18 protein-coding genes are annotated in these 18,511 nt (G+C 70.0%); 15 read left to right on the top strand and 3 right to left on the bottom strand.

Annotated elements, in window-relative coordinates:
• A partial coding sequence (locus tag ACVNF4_RS08545; RefSeq protein WP_461802088.1) for a CBS domain-containing protein occupies positions 1-224 on the top strand: 224 nt, incomplete at its 5' end.
• A 77-nt stretch (positions 225-301) separates the two neighbouring features.
• Here the strand turns inward: ACVNF4_RS08545 and ACVNF4_RS08540 are convergent.
• The gene (locus tag ACVNF4_RS08540) at positions 302-1,120 is read right to left on the bottom strand and encodes a hypothetical protein (RefSeq protein ID WP_461802087.1); all 819 of its coding nucleotides are present in this window, start codon (positions 1,118-1,120) and stop codon (positions 302-304) included.
• A gap of 277 nt (positions 1,121-1,397) precedes the next feature.
• Here ACVNF4_RS08540 and ACVNF4_RS08535 point away from each other — a divergent pair, with 277 nt between their 5' ends.
• The 12 genes from ACVNF4_RS08535 to ACVNF4_RS08480 all read left to right on the top strand — a co-directional run bounded on the left by ACVNF4_RS08535 (position 1,398) and on the right by ACVNF4_RS08480 (position 14,771).
• A complete protein-coding gene (locus tag ACVNF4_RS08535; RefSeq protein ID WP_461802086.1) occupies positions 1,398-3,656 on the top strand; it encodes a protein kinase domain-containing protein in 2,259 nt (752 codons plus the stop codon).
• Between the two features lie 155 nt (positions 3,657-3,811).
• Positions 3,812-4,987, top strand: coding sequence for an extracellular solute-binding protein (locus ACVNF4_RS08530; RefSeq protein WP_461802085.1), 1,176 nt, complete (start codon positions 3,812-3,814; stop codon positions 4,985-4,987).
• Complete coding sequence (locus ACVNF4_RS08525) at positions 4,984-5,931, top strand: ABC transporter permease (RefSeq protein WP_461802084.1); 948 nt, start codon at positions 4,984-4,986, stop codon at positions 5,929-5,931. The genes ACVNF4_RS08530 and ACVNF4_RS08525 overlap by 4 nt, the downstream gene beginning before the upstream one ends.
• Complete coding sequence (locus tag ACVNF4_RS08520; protein ID WP_461802083.1) at positions 5,928-6,746, top strand: ABC transporter permease; 819 nt, start codon at positions 5,928-5,930, stop codon at positions 6,744-6,746. Before ACVNF4_RS08525 ends, ACVNF4_RS08520 begins: the two co-directional genes overlap by 4 nt.
• A complete protein-coding gene (locus tag ACVNF4_RS08515) occupies positions 6,743-7,837 on the top strand; it encodes an ABC transporter ATP-binding protein (RefSeq protein WP_461802082.1) in 1,095 nt (364 codons plus the stop codon). The genes ACVNF4_RS08520 and ACVNF4_RS08515 overlap by 4 nt, the downstream gene beginning before the upstream one ends.
• Positions 7,834-8,484, top strand: coding sequence for a glycerophosphodiester phosphodiesterase (locus tag ACVNF4_RS08510; protein ID WP_461802081.1), 651 nt, complete (start codon positions 7,834-7,836; stop codon positions 8,482-8,484). The genes ACVNF4_RS08515 and ACVNF4_RS08510 overlap by 4 nt, the downstream gene beginning before the upstream one ends.
• Complete coding sequence (locus ACVNF4_RS08505; RefSeq protein ID WP_461802080.1) at positions 8,477-9,259, top strand: inositol monophosphatase family protein; 783 nt, start codon at positions 8,477-8,479, stop codon at positions 9,257-9,259. Before ACVNF4_RS08510 ends, ACVNF4_RS08505 begins: the two co-directional genes overlap by 8 nt.
• A 299-nt stretch (positions 9,260-9,558) precedes the next feature.
• Entirely contained in the window at positions 9,559-9,648 is a 90-nt protein-coding gene (kdpF, locus tag ACVNF4_RS08500) for a K(+)-transporting ATPase subunit F (protein ID WP_099013225.1), read from the top strand.
• A gap of 7 nt (positions 9,649-9,655) precedes the next feature.
• The gene (gene kdpA, locus ACVNF4_RS08495) at positions 9,656-11,320 is read left to right on the top strand and encodes a potassium-transporting ATPase subunit KdpA (protein WP_461802079.1); all 1,665 of its coding nucleotides are present in this window, start codon (positions 9,656-9,658) and stop codon (positions 11,318-11,320) included.
• Complete coding sequence (gene kdpB / locus ACVNF4_RS08490; protein WP_461802078.1) at positions 11,317-13,434, top strand: potassium-transporting ATPase subunit KdpB; 2,118 nt, start codon at positions 11,317-11,319, stop codon at positions 13,432-13,434. Before kdpA ends, kdpB begins: the two co-directional genes overlap by 4 nt.
• A 5-nt stretch (positions 13,435-13,439) precedes the next feature.
• Positions 13,440-14,072 (top strand): potassium-transporting ATPase subunit C, encoded by a 633-nt coding sequence (locus tag ACVNF4_RS08485; protein WP_461802077.1) that lies wholly within the window; start codon positions 13,440-13,442, stop codon positions 14,070-14,072.
• Between the two features lie 15 nt (positions 14,073-14,087).
• Entirely contained in the window at positions 14,088-14,771 is a 684-nt protein-coding gene (locus tag ACVNF4_RS08480) for a response regulator (protein WP_461802076.1), read from the top strand.
• A 28-nt stretch (positions 14,772-14,799) separates the two neighbouring features.
• On the opposite strand, the gene ACVNF4_RS08475 is transcribed toward ACVNF4_RS08480, so the two are convergent.
• Both ACVNF4_RS08475 and ACVNF4_RS08470 read right to left on the bottom strand, forming a co-directional pair.
• Positions 14,800-15,468, bottom strand: coding sequence for a response regulator (locus ACVNF4_RS08475; protein WP_461802075.1), 669 nt, complete (start codon positions 15,466-15,468; stop codon positions 14,800-14,802).
• Between the two features lies 1 nt (position 15,469).
• Entirely contained in the window at positions 15,470-16,894 is a 1,425-nt protein-coding gene (locus tag ACVNF4_RS08470; protein WP_461802074.1) for a sensor histidine kinase, read from the bottom strand.
• A 110-nt stretch (positions 16,895-17,004) separates the two neighbouring features.
• On the opposite strand from ACVNF4_RS08470, the gene ACVNF4_RS08465 reads away from it, so the two are divergent.
• Together ACVNF4_RS08465 and ACVNF4_RS08460 are read left to right on the top strand one after the other, a co-directional pair.
• Positions 17,005-17,727 (top strand): ABC transporter ATP-binding protein, encoded by a 723-nt coding sequence (locus tag ACVNF4_RS08465; protein WP_461802073.1) that lies wholly within the window; start codon positions 17,005-17,007, stop codon positions 17,725-17,727.
• A 56-nt stretch (positions 17,728-17,783) separates the two neighbouring features.
• The gene (locus ACVNF4_RS08460) at positions 17,784-18,461 is read left to right on the top strand and encodes an ABC transporter permease subunit (protein WP_461802072.1); all 678 of its coding nucleotides are present in this window, start codon (positions 17,784-17,786) and stop codon (positions 18,459-18,461) included.
• The last annotated feature ends 50 nt before the right edge of the window (positions 18,462-18,511 follow it).

Below are 18,511 nucleotides of genomic sequence, written 5' to 3'. Positions count from 1 at the left end.
GCGACGCCCTGGTGGCCCGCTCCCGGCAGCGCGCCGCCACCGCCCGGGACCTGTCCCGCCCGGTGCCCGAACTGGCCCCCGAACACACCGTCGCCGAGGCGATCGAGCAACTCCGGCGCCGCCGGGCCACGTTGGCGGTCGTCCGCGACACCCAGGGCCGGCTCACCGGACTGGTCACCCTGGACGACCTGCTCGCCCGGCTGCTGCATCCGCAGCCCGACTGATCTGTTCCGCGAGAGGGCTGACAGCCCCTGGGCACTCCCACAGCATCCCCATAGCAACCCCGTGCACCCCCCGACGCTCAGACGTTCACCGCTCGCACCTCGGGCAGCACGTCCGTGAGGACGCGGGCGTAGTCGGCGAGGCGGTGGGTCAACTCGTCGAGCAGGGCGTCGAGTCGGTCGTACTCGGCGCTCTCGGACGGATCCCACGGCCCCTCCTTGTCCTCCAGTTCGTCGATGCGGGGCTTGGCCATGGCAGCCTCGATGATCGCTCTGAGAGCGTCCCGCAGCCGGTGGGCCGCCGCGTCCGGGGTGTGGGAGAGGAGGAGGTCCAGCTCGTCGGTGGTGGGGAGCAGCGGGATGCGGTGCTCGGCCCACAGATCGCCCCACAAGCGCCGCCGACGCTCCTCCGGCTGGTTGAAACCCGGTATCGGAGGGTCGAGGAAGTCCTCCAACTCGACCAGCTGACGCGCCTGTTCGGCCGCGCGGGGCAGGAGGGCCAGCTCGTCGTCGAACATCACCGTGTGCGGGGTCACCGCACCCCAGCGGGTGTACGACAGCGGCGTCCCGAGCGCGGCCGACTGCCAGGCCGCGCCTGCCGCGTCCACCCACCAGCACACGAAGTCCCGTACGGCGTCGCCATATCCCTTCGCACTGTCGGCGGCGAGCTTCAACCGCACCGATTCCAGGACGGATTCAGCCTCGAACGGCGAAGCCGCCCGGCCCGGGCGCTGCGCCCGCCTGACCCTCGCCTCACTCAGCTCGCTGCGCTCCGTGAGCCGGCGCTCCGCCTCCTCCCACTCCCGCAGCAGCACCCCCGCCGCCCGCTGCATCGCGGCGAGCTTCTCGTCCACCTCCTGCGCCGTCATCACGCGCGACGGCTCGGGGCGATCACTCATGGCCGAACTCCTACGCGGCAGGTGAACTTCCTTCGGCGGCCACAGTAGGGGGCTACCTGAGAGGGACGCGGGGAATGCGCCGTTCGCCTACGGAGAGGGCGGTTGCCGTGTTAGCCGGAGCGGATGGAGGAGGCGTTGCGCGCCTAGTTCGGCCTGGCGCCGGGCAGGGGCTCTCCGGGGGGTCGGCCCTGCTCCGGCACCCCTCACCCCACCCGCCCAACCCCCCAGGCCCTACTGTGATCTCCACGAACGCAGGCCCTGGAAAGGACGGCCCCTGATGACGCCCCTGAACGCCGGGGACCCGGAGTCCATAGGCGGGTACAGGCTGCTCGGGCGGCTGGGGGCGGGTGGGATGGGGGTCGTGTATCTCGGGGTGTCGGCCTCGGGGCGGCAGGTCGCGGTGAAGCTGGTGAGAGGGGCGTACGCCGAGGAGGAGGAGTTCCGGACGCGGTTCCGGCAGGAGATCGCGGCGGCTCGGAAGGTGAGCGGCGCGTTCACCGCGCCCGTCGTCGACGCCGACCCGGACGCCGAGCGGCCGTGGATGGCGACGCTGTACGTGCCGGGGCTGAACCTCGCCCAAGTGGTCGCGCAGGACGGGCCGTTGGGGCTGAGGGAACTGCGCGTGCTGGGGCTGGGGCTGACCGAGGCGCTGCGGGACATCCACCGCGTGGGGCTGGTGCACCGGGATCTCAAGCCGGGCAACGTCCTGATGACGCAGGACGGCCCGCGGGTCATCGACTTCGGCATCTCGCGCGCCGACGACCACCAGAGCCTCACCACGACGGGACGGATGATCGGTACGCCGCCCTTCATGTCGCCGGAGCAGATGGCCTCGCCCCGGGACGTCACACCCGCCTCGGACGTCTTCTCGCTGGGCTCGCTCCTGGTGTACGCGGCCGTCGGCGCGGGCCCGTTCGACTCCGACAGCCCTTACATCACCGGTTACCAGGTGGCGTTCGGGACACCGGACCTCACCGGGGTGCCGGACGAGATCCTGGGCGTCGTGGAGCGCTGTCTCGACAAAGACCCCGCCGCACGGCCGGAGTTGGCGGACGTGCACCGCGCGCTCCAGGAACTCCCGGAGACCGGCGACGGCGGCGCGGCCACGCTCCCCCGGAGCCCGCGTCGGCCCTCGACCCCGGGTGCGGCCACGACCCCCGTGAGTATGACGGCCTCCGGGGGTACCACGACCTCCGCGGGTACGACGCCGTCCCCGACCGATACGACGACCCCCATGGGTACGACACCCCCGGGTACGACACCCTCAGGTACGACACCCCCCGGGGACACCACCCCCGGCACAGCCTCACGCCGCCGTGCCCGCCTCCTCCTCACCGCCCTCGCCGCCGTCCTGGCCGTGACGGGTGTGGCCGTCGGCCTGGGCCTCTCCCTGTCCGGACGGGATCTCCCCCCGGCAGGTCGGGACACCACCCACACCGCCCGCACCGCGTCGCTCCCCGCCGGCTGGAAGCCGTGGCAGGCAGCTCTCAGGTACCCGGTGCAGGGCATCCCTCTGGACTACGACACCCCCGGCTGTGCGAGCGAGGGCAGCGCCCTGTACTGCGGGGGTACGGGTTTCACGACCGCCCGGGTCGACGCGGCGACCGGCCGCGTCCTGTGGCACACCGGCACCCGCCCGCAGGGGTCGCGTCCGGTCGGCGTCCGGGACGGCCTCGTCTACACGTACGAGGAGCCGGGCGACGGCACTCGGCGCCTGGTGGCCCTCGACGCCACCACCGGTGCCCGGCGCTGGCAGCACGACATCAGCCGGTCCGCACCGGCGGTCCTGTACCGCGACGGTCTGCTGACCCTGTCGGCGACCGGCTCGGAGCCCGTGCTGTACAGCCCGTCCGGCAACGAGGTGTGGCGGGCACCCGGGTCGGACGCCCTCTGCACCCCCTCGGTACTAGGGGATGTCCCGTACGTCCTGTGCGAGCAGGCCACCGAGCCCGGACAGGCACCGGTGGAGCTGATGAGCGTCGAACGGGACAGCGTGACCTCGCGGGCCTTCCTGCCCAAGAAGGCGTTGGCGCTCGGCGCGCTCGGCGGACACCCCCTGTTCCTCGCACCCCAGACCGCACAGGACGTGTACGAGGCCGGGTACGAGCGGCCGTACAACGCCTTGCTGACGGTGGACCCGGGGACGGGGCAGGTCACCCGCGTGCCGTTGGCGCGGGCGCTGACCGGCACGCCGGCCCTGGTGGACGGCGTCGTCTACTTCGTCCGGTCCGACGGGACGGTCACCGCGGTGTCGGCGGCCGACGGCCGGCAGCTCTGGCAGAAGGCGACGGAGATGGACAGCCTGTCCGCGCCGGTGGTCTCCGCGTCCTACCAGCGGGTGTACTTCGCCAACCGGTTCGGCCGGCTGCTGGCGCTCGACCGCCGTACGGGCGCCGAGGTCTGGCGGACCTCCGCGCTGGACGACCCCGGGAACCGGACGGAGAACTATCCCCCGCAAGTACTACTGGTAGGGGACGCGATCGTGGCGACAGCGGGGGACACGGCGTTCTCACGCGGCCCGGACGGACCGAAGTAGCTCTTCCGTAAGAGTCGGGCAAAAGGGATGTAAGTGGCAACAAACTCGCCCTCCAGGCGTCACTCCTGGTTCATCCCGGGATTCCTGTGCGGGGGCGAGGCGGATGCCTATCGTGCGGAACGCCCCCTTCCGTATCGATTGCCCGGAGCCTCACCATGCCCCACCGGATACCCCTCCGGACCGCAGCGTCCGCCCGCACCGCGCGCACGGCGGTCGCCGTCCTGTGCGCCGGGGGACTCGCCCTCACCGCCTCGGCGTGTTCGTCGGCGTCGGGGAGCGGCGGCTCGGACCACCAGCTCACCGCGTACGTCGGCGGTGACACGAACATCCAGACGCTGTGGCAGAACATCGTCGTCCCGGCCTTCGAGAAGGCGAACCCCGGGTACAAGGTCAAGGTCGTCTACTCCGCGCACGGCACCGCCGACGCCGCGACCCTCGCCAAGCTCCAGGCCGCCGCGAAGACCAAGCGTGACGCCGGGTACGACGTCATCGAGTCCTCGATCACCCCGGACGCCGCCGCGGCGGGCCTGCTGACAACGGTGTCGTCCGCGAACGTCCCCGACCTGAAGAAGGTGGACCCCTCCCTCCTGGGTCCGGTGAACAACGCGGCCGTCCCCTATCGGGGATCCTCCGTAGTACTCGCGTACGACTCCACCAAGGTGAAGACCCCGCCGAAGACGTACGACGAACTCGTCGCCTGGATCAAGGCCAACCCCGGCAAGTTCGCCTACAACAGCCCCTCCACCGGCGGTTCGGGTGGCTCGTTCGTCGAGACCACCCTCGACCGCAGCCTCGACCCGGCGACCCTCAAGACCTTCCAGACCGGGTACGACGCCTCCCTGGAATCCAAGTGGGACGCGGGATTCGCCCAGCTCAAGGCGCTCAACCCGTACGTCTACGGTAAGGGGGTCTACCCCAACGGCAACCAGGCCGTCCTCGACCTGCTCGCCAAGGGGCAGATCTCCCTCGCGCCGGTCTGGTCCGACATGTACCTCTCGGCGGTCCAGAACCACACGCTCGACTCGACCGTGAAGTTCACCCAGATCTCCACCCCCACCTTCACCGGCGGCGCCTCCTACATCGGCATCCCCAAGGGCGGCGGCAAGCAGCAGGCCGCGCTCAAGCTCGCCGACTTCTTCCTGGAGGCGGCCCAGCAGGACGCGATCGTCAAGAACCTCGCCGCCTACCCGGTGATCCCGCTCAGCGACCTCCCGAAGGCAACCGCCGACAAGTTCGCGGGAGTCGACGTCACCAAACTGCGCCCCGGCTACTCCGGCAAGACCGGCAACGACATGAACAACCTGTGGCAGCAGAAGGTACCCGGTCAGTGAGTCCCGCCCCACACGTACGGGGCGCCGGGCGGACCACCGACGGCACCCGCCGTCAACGCCCGCGCCCCGGCGGCCTGTTGGTGCTTCCCCCGCTCCTCCTGGTCGCCCTCTTCGTCGGCATCCCGGTCGTCTCCGGCGTGCTCTACACGCTCGGCCACTTCGGCGGCCTCAACTCCGTCATCGCCGCGATCGGCCTGCACCAGCACGCCGCCGACCACTGGTGGGGCACCCTCGGCGCCTACCGCGAGGTCCTGACCAGCGGCGTCTTCCTGCGCAGCCTGACGGCGACGGTCGAGGTCACCCTCCTGAGCGTCGTCGCCGTGTTCGCGCTGGCCCTCACGGTCGCCCTGTACGCCCGCCTCACCGGCGGCCGGACCGCGAAGATCGTCAGCGCCCTCGCGATCACCCCGCTGTTCCTGCCCGCGGTGATCGGCTCGTACGCGATCCTCACCTTCTACGCGGGCGACGGCGCCTTCACCACCCTTGCCCACGCGCTGGGCTGGGCCGACGCGCCCCGGCTGAGCTACACGATCTGGGGCGTCGTCATCGGCCAGGTGTGGACGAACCTGCCGTTCGCGGTGCTCGTGCTGTCCTCCGGCCTCGCCGCCGTGCCGGACGCCCTGATCGAGGCGGCCCGCGACGCGGGAGCCGGACGTACGCAGGTGGTACTACGGGTACTGCTCCCCATGGCGGGCGTACCGGCCGTCATCACGGCCGCGTTCACCACCATCTCCGTACTCGGGAGCTACACCGTCCCCTACCTCGTAGGTCCTACGGCCCCGACGATGCTCGGGGTGCAGCTCGCGAACACCTTCCAGTCCTACAACCAGCCCCAGCAGTCCCTGGTGATGGCGGTCGTCGTGTTCGCGCTCGCGTCGCTCGTGGGCGTGGCGTACGTCCGGGCCAACGTCCGCGAGGCGAGGAAGGCGGCGATGACGCGATGACGACAACGGTACGCATCCTCCGAAAGACCCTTACGGGACTAGGGGTCGGGCTCCTCGCCCTCTTCATCCTCGGCCCGCTGCTGTGGCTCTTCCCGCACGCGTTCGCCGGCACCTGGCGCTACCCGGACCTCCTCCCGCAGGACTGGACCCTGCGCTGGTGGCGGACCGTCGCCGACAACCCCGACCTGGTCGCGGCGGTGCGCTGGAGCTTCGTCTTCGCGCCGGTCGCCACCCTGCTGTCGGCCGTCGTCTGCCTGCCCGCCGCGTACGCGTTCTCCCGGTTCGACTTCCCCGGCCGCCGCTTCTTCCTCGTCGCGCTGTTCTCCGTGAACGCCTTCCCGAAGATCGGCCTGTACGTCGCGATGGCGTCGCTCTTCTACACGCTGAACCTGATGACGACGTTCTGGGGCGTCGTCATCGTCCAACTCCTCGGCACCGTCGTCTTCATGACCTGGCTGCCCGCCGCCGCGTTCTCCTCGGTGCCGCGCAGCCTGGAGGAGGCGGCCCGGGACGCCGGAGCCGGTCCGCTGACCGTGTTCTGGCGCGTGACCCTGCCGATCGCCCGCCCCGGCATCCTCGTCGCGGTGATCCTCTCCTTCCTCGCCGCGTTCGACGAGGCCCAGGGCACCCTGCTGGTCGGCGCACCCGTCTACCTGACCATGCCGACCGCCATGTACAGCATGGTCACCAACTACCCCGAGGGCGTCGCGGCCGTCTTCTCGCTCCTGCTGTCCGTCCCGTCCGTGGTCCTGCTGTTCGGCGTCCGCCGGCACATCATGGGCGGCCATCTCGCCGAAGGGTTCCAACTGCGATGAATTCAGGGCTGGTTCTGTCCGGTCTGACCAAGACCCTCGGCGGCCGGACGATCGTCGACGGACTCGAACTGCGAGTGGAACCCGGCGAGATGGTCTGCCTGCTCGGCCCCTCCGGCTGCGGAAAGACCACAACACTCCGCATGGCGGCGGGATTTCTCACCCCCGACGCCGGCCGGGTCGAGATCGGCGGCACCGACTACGCGGCCGTACCGCCCGAACGGCGGCCCACCGCCATGGTGTTCCAGAACTACGCGCTCTGGCCGCACATGACCGTCGCGGGCAACGTCGGCTTCGGCCTCAAGATGCACAAGGTCCCTGCGGCCGAGGCGAAACGGCGCGTCTCCGAGGCCCTCGGCCTCGTCGGCCTCGCCCACCACGCCGACAGCTACCCGGCCCGTATCTCCGGCGGCGAACAGCAACGCACCGCCCTCGCGCGGGCGTTGGCACTTCAGCCCCAACTCCTGCTGTTGGACGAGCCGTTGTCCAACCTGGACGCCAAACTCCGCGAACGCGTCCGCGAGGAGATCCGCGACATCCAGCAACGCCTGGGCATCACCACCCTGTTCGTCACCCACGACCAGGACGAGGCCCTCAGCGTCGCCGACCGCATCGCCGTCATGAACGCGGGCCGCATCGAGCAGTACGCCGCCCCCGACGACCTCTACCGCACCCCCGCGACCCTCTTCACCGCCGAGTTCGTCGGCAGCCTCAACCGGCTCGACGACATCACCGTCGACCGGGGCGAGCTGCGCCTCGCGGACGGCACCGGACTGCTGCGCTGCGCGGAGGCGGTGGGCCCCGCGGGGCCGGGCCGGACGGTCGGCATCCGGCCCGAGGAGATCCGGCTCGGCGCCGAGGACGGCAGCCCCGCCGTCGTCACCCGCGTCCTTCCCCGGGGCCACTTCACCGAGGTGGTCCTGCGGCTGGATACCGCAGGGGTAGCCCTCAGGTCGTACCTCACCGGAGGTACCCCCGGGGTAGGGGAGCGGGTCCTCGTCTCGGCCGGACGCGCGCTGTCGTACGACCTTCAGGACGCCGCCGTCGAAGGCGCCGCCCTCGCAGGTGCCGCAGTCCAGGGCGCCGCCGCGTGAGCGCCCTCGCGGTGGCCCACCGGGGCGACCCCCGGGGCGCGGTCGAGAACACGCTGACAGCGATCCGGCTCGCGGCAGCCGCCGGGGCCGACGCCGTCGAGGTGGACCTGAGACGTACCGCCGACGGGGTACTCGTCCTCCACCACGACGACGACCTGAGCCGCCTGTGGGGCCGCCCCGAACGCATCGCCGACCTCACCCTGCCCGAGCTGGACGCCCTCGCCCCCGAGATCCCCACCCTCTCCGAGGCGCTGGAGACCACGGACCGCCCGCTCCTCCTCGACACCGGCGACCCGGAGCTCGCGGTCGCGGCCCTCGCCGAGATCCGCGGCACCGGCGTCATGTTCTGCGGCTCGGCGGAGGCGATGGCCGCCGTCCGGGCCCGGGACGACCGGATCACCCTCTTCCTCAGCTGGTATGGCACCGAGCCCCCGGCCGAGCAGGTCCTCGGCGCCGTACGCCCCCAGTACTACAACCCCGAGCACCGGTTCCTCGGCTCTCAGGACGTACGGGTATGGCACGACCGGGGCATCAAGGTCAGCTGCTGGACGGTGGACGACGCCGTCCGGCGGGAAGAACTGATCTCCTGGGGTGTGGACGCGATCATCAGCAACGACGTGGAAGGCGTGGTGAAGAGCTGTGCGTGACGAGGTGGATCTCGACGCGGCGATGGAGGTCGCGACGGAGCTGGCCCACTGGGCGTCGGAGGTGATCCGCCGGCCTCGTCCCCAGGAGGTACGCCAGAAGGACGGCCCGGCGGACATCGTCACCGACCGGGACGAGGAGGTGGAGGCCCACGTCCGCTCCGTCCTCACCCGGGCGTTCCCGTCGTACGGGATCGTCGGGGAGGAGTACGGGACCACGGACGGCGTCCAGGGCGCCCCGCACTGGCTGATCGACCCCATCGACGGCACCACGAACTACGCGCACGGCCTCGGCTGGTGCTCCTTCTCCCTGGGGCTCGCGGCCCCCGACGGCAGCCCGCTGCTCGGCGTCGTCGCCGACCCCTGGCGCGGCGAGGTCTTCACCGCGGTCAAGGGCGGGGGCGCGTTCCTCGACGGCACGCCCCTGAGAGCCGCCCCTCACACGACCCTGACCGGGCACGTCTTCCTGACCGAGTGGGCCGCGCACCGCCACTGGACCGGCCTCGACGCACTGCTCGCCGCCCTCGCCGAGCGGCACTGCACGGTCCGCGTGATGGGCTCCACCGCGCTCTCCCTGGTCCAGGTCGCCGCGGGCCGCGCCACGGCCGCCGCGATCGGCGAGTTCCACCCCATCGACGGCCTCCCCGCCCTCCTCATCGCCACCGAGGCCGGCGCCGTGGCCCTGCCGGAGCTGCCCGCGTACGACACCCCGCTGCTGCTGGCCGCGCCGGGGGTGGCGCGGGAGGCGGCGGAGCTGTTGCGGGCCGCGCGAGGGTGAATACCTGGGAGTGAGTACCTGAGACCGAATACCCAGGGGGGATGCCGATCGCATCCCCCCTGGGCTTACCCCTCCAGGACCCCGTAAGGGACCCGTCAAGGGTCGTTGCGGCGCCGTATGGGACCCGTCAAGAAGTGTCGGAAACGACCGCCCCGAGAGGTTTGCTCGAAAGCGTCCGATCCGCTTGCGGATGCATTCGATCCTTCTCAGGAGCTCGCGATGGCCGACCTGGCCTTCGTCGTCACCACGGTCGCGTTGTTCGCGCTGGTGGCACTCGTCGCCAAGGGGGTGACGAGGCTGTGACCGTCGAGAACATTGTCGGCCTGATCGTCGCCGTCGCCCTGCTGGGCTATCTCGTCCTCGCCCTGATCTTCCCGGAGAGGTTCTGAGAGCCCCATGGGTCCCGTACTCGCGGGAGTTCTGCAACTCCTCGCACTCATAGGCGCCCTGGCGCTGGTCTACGTCCCCCTCGGGGACTACATGGCCAAGGTCTACTCCGCCCGCCGGCACTGGCGGGTGGAACGGTGGATCTACAAGGGGATCGGCGCGAACCCCGACACGCAGATGACCTGGCCCGCGTACCTGCGCGGCATCCTGGCCTTCTCCGCCGTCGGCGTGCTGTTCCTGTACCTGTTGCAGCGGCTCCAGGGCGTCCTGCCCGGCTCGCTCGGCTTCTCCTCGGTGAACCCCGCGCAGTCGTTCAACACGGCCGTGTCGTTCGTGACGAACACCAACTGGCAGTCGTACTCCGGCGAGCAGACCATGGGGCACGTCGTGCAGACGGCCGGGCTCGCCGTGCAGAACTTCGTGTCGGCGGCCGTCGGCATCGCCGTCGCGGTGGCCCTCGTCCGCGGCTTCGCCCGCTCGCGCACCGGTGAACTCGGCAACTTCTGGGCCGACTTGGTGCGGGGCGTCGTCCGCGTCCTGGTGCCCGGCGCGGTGCTCGCGGCCGTGGTCCTGGTCTCCTGCGGGGTGATCCAGAACTTCTCCGGTATCCACGAAGTCGGCCAGTTCATGGGGAGTTCGCAGCAGTGGAACGGCGGTGCGGTCGCCTCGCAGGAGGCCATCAAGGAACTCGGCACCAACGGCGGCGGCTACTTCAACGCCAACTCGGCGCACCCGTTTGAGAATCCGACACCCTTCACCAACCTCTTCGAGGTCTTCCTGCTGCTCGTCATCCCGTTCTCGCTGACCCGGACGTTCGGCGTCATGGTCGGCTCGGTGAAGCAGGGGTACGCGATCCTCGCGACGATGGCCACCATCTGGCTGGGCTTCACGGCCCTGATGATGTGGACCGAGTTCGCGCACCACGGCCCGGCGCTCCAGGCGGCCGGCGGGGCGCTGGAGGGCAAGGAGATGCGCTTCGGGATCGGCGGCTCCTCGATCTTCGCGGTGTCGACGACGCTCACCTCGACCGGCGCCGTCGACTCCTTCCACTCCTCCTTCACCGGTCTCGGCGGCGGCATCACGATGCTCGGCATGATGCTGGGCGAGATCGCGCCCGGCGGCACCGGCTCCGGCCTCTACGGCATGCTGGTCATGGCGATCATCGCGGTGTTCATCGCCGGCCTGATGGTCGGACGCACCCCCGAGTACCTGGGCAAGAAGATCGGCGCCCGCGAGATCAAACTCGCCGCCTGCTACATCCTGATCACCCCGGCGCTGGTGCTGGTGTTCACCGCCGTGTCGATGGCGATGACGACACCCCCGCACTCGATGCTCAACTCCGGTGCGCACGGGTTCTCCGAGGTGCTCTACACGTTCACCTCGGCCGCGAACAACAACGGCTCCGCGTTCGCCGGACTCAACGCCAACACCGACTGGTACAACACAACGACCGCGCTGGCCATGGCACTTGGCCGATTCCTGCCGATGGTGTTCGTGCTGGCGCTGGCCGGCTCGCTCGCCGAACAGCGGCCCGTGCCGGTCACGGCAGGCACCCTGCGCACCGAAAAGCCCTTGTTCACCGGCCTGTTGGTCGGCGCGATCCTCATCGTCACGGGGCTGACCTACTTCCCCGCACTCGCGCTGGGACCGCTCGCAGAGGGGCTGGCGTCATGACGACCCGCACGAAGGACCACGAGGACGCGATGTCCACTCCCACCCTCGCCCCCCACCAGGACACCCCGGCCGGCCGTGACTCCGCCCAAAACCGGGTCGGCGCCGGGCTGTTCGACCCGGGGCAGTTGCTCAAGTCGCTGCCCGAGGCGTTCCGCAAGCTCGATCCGCGCGTCATGGTCAAGTCGCCCGTGATGTTCGTGGTGTGGATCGGCTCGGTCCTGACGACCGCCTTCTCCTTCAAGGACCCGACGGATTGGTTCGGTTGGACGATCAGCGCCTGGCTGTGGCTGACCGTCGTCTTCGCCAACCTTGCGGAGGCCGTCGCCGAAGGACGCGGCAAGGCGCAGGCCGACACCCTGCGCAAGGCCAAGACCGACACGGTCGCACGCAAGGTCGACGGCACCGAAGTCCCGGGCACGGAACTGAAGATCGGGGACCTGGTCGTCTGCGAGGCGGGCGACGTCATCCCCGGTGACGGTGATGTCGTCGAGGGTGTCGCCTCGGTCGACGAGTCCGCGATCACCGGTGAATCGGCCCCCGTCATACGGGAGTCGGGCGGTGACCGGAGTGCTGTGACCGGCGGGACGAAGGTGTTGTCGGACCGGATCGTCATCAAGATCACGACGAAGCCCGGCGAGACCTTCATCGACCGGATGATCAACCTGGTCGAGGGCGCGGCCCGGCAGAAGACGCCGAACGAGATCGCGCTGAACATCCTCCTCGCCTCACTGACGATCGTCTTCCTGCTGGCCTGCGCGACGCTGCCGCCGTTCGCCGGCTACGCCGGTACGCACCTGACGATGGTCGTGCTGGTCGCCCTGCTGGTCTGCCTGATCCCGACGACCATCGGCGCGCTGCTCTCCGCGATCGGCATCGCGGGCATGGACCGGCTCGTCCAGCGCAACGTACTCGCCATGTCCGGCAGGGCGGTTGAGGCCGCCGGGGACGTCTCCACGCTGCTGCTCGACAAGACCGGCACCATCACCTACGGCAACCGCAGGGCGGCGGAGTTCGTGCCGGTGCGCGGGACGACCGAGGCGGAGGTCGCCGACGCCGCCCAGTTGTCGTCGCTGGCCGACGAGACCCCCGAGGGCCGCTCCATCGTCGTCCTCGCGAAGGAGAAGTACGGCCTGCGGGAGCGCCACCAAGGGGAGTTGACGCACGCCGAGTGGATCGCCTTCACCGCGCAGACCCGTATGTCGGGTGTTGATCTGGACGGCCGGAAGGTCCGCAAGGGGGCAACGGCCTCCGTCATCACCTGGGTTCGCGAACAGGGTGGTGAAGTCGCCGACGACACCCAGGAGTTGACTGACCGCATCTCCCAGGCCGGCGGCACCCCCCTCCTGGTCGCGGTCGAAGACACCGACGGCGCCCGGGTGTTGGGCGTCATCCACCTCAAGGACGTCGTCAAGGAAGGCATGCGGGAGCGGTTCGACGAACTGCGCCGGATGGGCATCAGAACCGTCATGATCACGGGCGACAACCCGCTGACGGCCAAGGCGATCGCCGAGGAGGCCGGTGTCGACGACTTCCTCGCCGAGGCCACCCCCGAGGACAAGATGGCCCTCATCAAGCGCGAACAGGCGGGCGGCAAGCTGGTCGCGATGACCGGTGACGGCACCAACGACGCCCCCGCGCTCGCCCAGGCGGACGTCGGCGTCGCCATGAACACGGGTACGTCGGCCGCGAAAGAGGCCGGCAACATGGTCGACCTCGACTCCGACCCGACCAAACTGATCGAGATCGTCGAGATCGGCAAGCAACTCCTCATCACCCGGGGCGCGTTGACGACGTTCTCCATCGCCAACGACGTCGCGAAGTACTTCGCGATCATCCCGGCGCTGTTCGCGGCCGTCTACCCGGGCCTGGACAAGCTCAACATCATGCACCTGGCCTCGCCGAACTCCGCGATCCTGTCGGCCGTCATCTTCAACGCGCTGATCATCATCGCGCTGGTGCCGCTCTCCCTGAAGGGTGTGCGCTACCGGCCGGTCAGCGCGGACAAGCTGCTGCGCCGCAACCTCACGGTCTACGGCCTCGGCGGGCTGATCGCGCCGTTCATCGGCATCAAACTCATCGACCTCCTCATCTCCCTCATCCCTGGGATCGGCTGACCGCCATGAACAACTCCGTATCGAACACAGCCCGGTTGCTGGGCGCGGGACTGCGTGCCCTGCTGGTGCTGACGCTGGTGACCGGCGTGATCTACCCCCTGGTGGTGACCGGGATCGCCCAGGCCGCCTTCAACGGCAAGGCGAACGGCTCCGAGATCAAGTCCCAGGGGAAAGTGGTCGGTTCGTCGCTCATCGGCCAACAGGGCTACAGCCTCGACTACTTCCAGTCCCGCCCGGCGAACGGACTCGGCCAGAACTCCGTCAACACTCAGTACAAGCTGCTGGTTTCGGGGGCGACGAACCTGTCCGCCGACAGCAAGGTCCTGCTGAAGCAGGTCGAGGACGCGAAGGCGAAGGTCGTCAAGGACAACTCGGTGCCGGGGTACACCGTGAAGCCGTCGGACGTCCCCGCCGACGCGGTCACCTCCTCCGCCTCCGGCCTCGACCCGGACATTTCTCCGGCCTACGCCCAACTCCAGGTCCACCGCGTCGCGTTGAAGAACCACCTGCCCGTCGCGGCGGTCGAGAAGCTGGTCGACGAGCACACCGAGGGCCGCACCCTCGGCTTCATCGGTGACCCCCGGGTCAATGTCCTCGAACTCAACATCGCCCTCAAGGCACTTGTGGCCCGGCAGTGAGGAAGGCGCGCTGAGATGACGCGGGTGCTGGTGGTCGAGGACGACCCACAGCTCGTCCGAGCCCTCGTGCTCAACCTTCAGGCGCGGCGGTACGACGTCGACGCCGCCCCCGACGGCACCACCGCGCTGCGGCTCGCCGCCGCGCACCCGCCGGACGTCGTCCTGCTGGACCTCGGCCTGCCGGACATGGACGGCGTCGAGGTCATCAGGGCGCTGCGGCTGTGGACCCGGGTACCGGTCATGGTCCTCTCGGCCCGCCAGGCGTCGCAGGACAAGGTGGCGGCGCTGGACGCGGGGGCGGACGACTACATCGTCAAGCCCTTCAGCATGGACGAGCTGCTCGCCCGGCTGCGGGCCGCCGTACGCCGTACGGAGGAGACGCCGCTGGCTCCCGAGTCCACCCGGGTGGAGACGGACGTCTGCATCATCGACCTGCTGGCCAGGAAGGTCGTACGGGAGGGCCGGGATGTGCGGCTCACCCCCACCGAGTGGCATCTGCTGGAGATCCTCGTCACCCACCCCGGCCGCCTCGTCACCCAGAAGTATCTCCTCCAGGAGGTGTGGGGGATCTCCCGGGAGAACAAGACCAATTACCTACGGGTCTACATGGCCCAGCTCCGCCGCAAACTGGAGTCCGACCCCGCGCACCCCCGGTATCTGATCACCGAGCCGGGCATGGGGTACCGGTTCGAGGGGTGAGCACGAAGGGGTTTCGGCGGAGGCTCCTTCAGCCGGGCACGTCCGTGACTCCCGCGTCCCTCGCGAGCAGCGCGGCCTGGACCCGGTTCACGCAGCCCAGCTTGGCGAGGACTCGGCTCACGTACGTCTTGATGGTCGTCTCGCTCATGTGGAGCCGGCCGCCGATACCCGCGTTGGACAGGCCCTCCGCCAACAGGTGCAGTACCTGGGTCTCCCTCGGGGTGAGGCGGGTGAGATGCCGTGCGGCTTCCGCCCGCCGGGCTATCTCCTCGGGGTTCGGTCCGGGCAGGGCGCCCAGCACGTGCCGGGTCACCTGAGGGGAGAGGTAGGCGTCGCCCGCGTGGGCCGCCCGTACCGCCCGGATCAGTTCGTCGGGGGTGCAGTTCTTGAGGACGAATCCGGCGGCACCGGCCCGCAGGGCCCGTAGGACGTTGGGTTCCGTCCCGTAGGCCGTGAGTACTACCGCTCGGGTATGGGGGGACCTGCGACGGAGCTCCTCCACGGTCGCCAGACCGTCCAGCACCGGCATGTCGACGTCGATCAGCGCGACGTCGGCCCGGTGACCGGCCGCCCCGTCCAGCGCCGCACGGCCGTCCGCCGCCTCGGCGACCACCTCCATGTCGCCGGCCGACTCCAGGACCGTCCGGATACCCGCCGTGATCAGCGGTTCGTCGTCCGCCACCAGCACCCTGATCACTTCAACGGGCTCCCATCAGAAGGCTGCCGGGCACGACGACCAGCAGCAGGACGACAGCGACGGTGAGGGCGAAGGTCCGGGCCGTGCTCCATCGTTCGTACGACGCCGGTGCGGGCGGCGGCGGTGCGGTATCCGGCGTGCTCGGTGCGGGCGGGGCGTCCGGCGTGTCTGTCGGGCCCGTCGAGCCCGGCATGTCCGGTGCCGTCTCCGGCGCTGTGTCCAGGGCGGCGGCCCCCGCGTCGGCGGTCGCCGGAAGCATCGCCAGCACCCGGTAACCGGCTCCTTCTCGGAGCGGGCCGTGGTCCAGCAGGCCGCCCACCAGCCGGACGCGTTCGCCCAGGCCGACGAGGCCGTGTCCGGCGCCGTCCGGCCGTACCGGGAGCGGGGGTACTACGGGTCGTACGGGACGGGCGTCCGGCCGCACGCTCTCTCGTTCCGCGGAGGGCGGCTCTGCGGAGGGCGGTTCTGCGTACGGTGGCTCTCCGGAGGGACCCGAGGACTCCACCCGCACCAGCACGCTGTCCCCCTGCCACTCCACCCGCACGGCCACCTCCCGCCCCACTGCATGCTTCGCCGCGTTGGTCAGCCCCTCCTGCACCACCCGGTAGACGGCCCACCAGGTCGCCGGAGCCAGTGCCACGGGCTCGCCGTCCTGGACGAACCCCACCCGCACCCCGGCCGCCCGGAACTCCTCCACCAGCTCCTCGACCTCCGCCAACTGCACGCTCTCCGGCTCCAGTTCACCCCGCAACGTGCCGATCAGCCCGTACACCTCGTCGAGCGCGCCACGGGCGGAGTGGGCGAGCTGCCGCACCGCCACACGATGAGCGGGCGGCAGGCTGACCTCCAGGGCCGCCGCCTGGACGGAGACAAGGCTGAGGCGCTGGCCGAGGGAGTCGTGCATGTCTCGGGCGATGCGCAGGCGTTCCCGGAGGCGTTCGTGCTCGGCCAGGACCCGCTGGTGATCGTGCAGTCGGCGGTTGTGGTCGGAGAGGGCGGCGACCAGGCGTTCGTGCTGGGTCAGATAGCGGCCGACCATCAGCGGTATCGCCTCGAACACCAGAGCCGTCATCACCAAGGGGGTCAACTCCCTTACGGCGGAGGCATGCAGAGCGGCGCAGAGGACCAGCCCGCCGCTCGCCGCGACTGCCGTCACGGCCGTGTCCCGGCGCGAGGACAGGGCCTGGCCCGCCCGGAAAGCGGTCCACAACAGGGAGAGATACGCCCCGGGCAGCAGAGCGAACAGCGTCACCGCCGTCACGAACCCGCCCACCGGAGCGCGGCGGCACACCGCCAGCACGGCCACGACAGCCAGTGCGTACCCGACGACCGCTCCCCACAAGGGAATCGGCCCGCGAAACCCGGTCGCCAGCACCAGACTGTCGACGGCCACCACGACCAGGGCGGCAAGAGGCAACCGGTTCATGCCCGGCAGCGTACGGGGGCCGCTCGGCCGTACGCCATGACACGAAAGACGACAGGGAAGTCCACTTTCGAGGACTGCGCCGGGTCAGGCTCCGTTCCTAACCTCGGCGCATGATCGAAGTCCGCGACCTCTCGAAACGCTACGGCGGTGAACTCGCCCTGGACCAGCTGTCGTTCACCGCGACGCCGGGCCGCGTCACCGGGTTCCTCGGCCCCAACGGCGCCGGAAAGTCCACCACTTTGCGCATGCTCCTCGGCCTGGACCGCCCCGACTCCGGTGAGACACGGGTCCAGGGGAGGCCCTACACGTCCCTGCGGCGCCCGCTGCGGCATGTCGGCGCCGTCATGGGCCCGGCCGCCTTCCACGGTGCCCGCAGCGCCCGCGACCACTTGGTGTGGCTGGCGCGCAGCAACGCGATCCCCGACGCGCGGGTGACTCAAGTGCTCGACGGGGTGGGCCTGTTGTCCGTGGCGGGCCGGCGTGTCAAAGGGTTCTCTCTCGGTATGTCCCAACGACTCGGGATCGCCGCCGCGTTGCTGGGCGACCCGCCTGTCCTCCTGCTGGACGAACCCTTCAACGGGCTGGATCCGCAGGGCATTCGGTGGCTGCGCACCCTGCTGAGGGACCTGGCCGCTGAAGGGCGCACTGTTCTGGTCTCCAGCCACCTGATGGGAGAAACAGCCCTGACGGCCGACCAGTTGGTCGTGATCGGAAAAGGAAAGCTTGTCGCGGATCTCCCGACGGACGAGTTCGCGAAAGCGGGTTCCTCCTTGGAGGACGCCTTTCTCAAGCTGACGGAAAGCGCCGTCCGGCACCGGAGTGGACCGTGCTGAAACACGTACTCCACTCCGAGTGGACGAAGATCCGCACGGTTCGGTCCACTCTGTGGATGCCCGTCACCGCTGCCGCGGTCGCCGCCGGTCTCGCCGTGCTCGTGAGCGCGAGCAGACCCTCCGACCCGCTCTTCGCGAGCTTCTACGGACTGACGCTCGCCCAACTCCCGTTGGTGGCCTACGCGATGCTCACGGTGACGGACGAGTACGCCACGGGCACCATCCGTGCCACGCTCGCCGCGACCCCGAACCGGGCCCGCCTCTACACGGCCAAGCTCATCGCAACGTCCCTACCGGTGGGGGCAGTCGGCGGGATCGCCGTCGTCGCGTCGTTCCTCCTCGGGCAACTCGCCTTCGGATACGGTGGAGTTGGGATCGGCGAAGCCGACAGCGCGCGCACCCTGATCGGCTCCTGGCTTTACCTGGTGCTGATCTCGATGCTCGCCCAGGGACTCGCCTTCGTCCTGCGCACTCCGGCCCGCGCCATGGGCGTCGTCCTGCCGTTCCTGTTCCTCGGCTCCCAGGGGGCGGGGAACATCCCGAAGGTGCGGGACGTCGCGCAGTACCTGCCCGACCAGGCGGGACTGCTGATCACGCACTTCGTGGGTTCGCCGGACGACCCGGTCTTCCCGCGCTCCTACGGGCCGTGGACGGGAACCTTCATCCTCAGCCTGTGGACAGCCGCCGCACTGCTCGCCGGTTACCTGGCGCTGCGTCGTGGAAACATCGAGTAAGCGATTGCCGGACGGTGTCTCGTGTAATTCGAAAGGCTTTTCTCCCGGTG

It is taken from the genome of Streptomyces sp. S6 (genome assembly GCF_054880855.1).
This window is presented reverse-complemented; position numbering and strand designations above follow the sequence as displayed.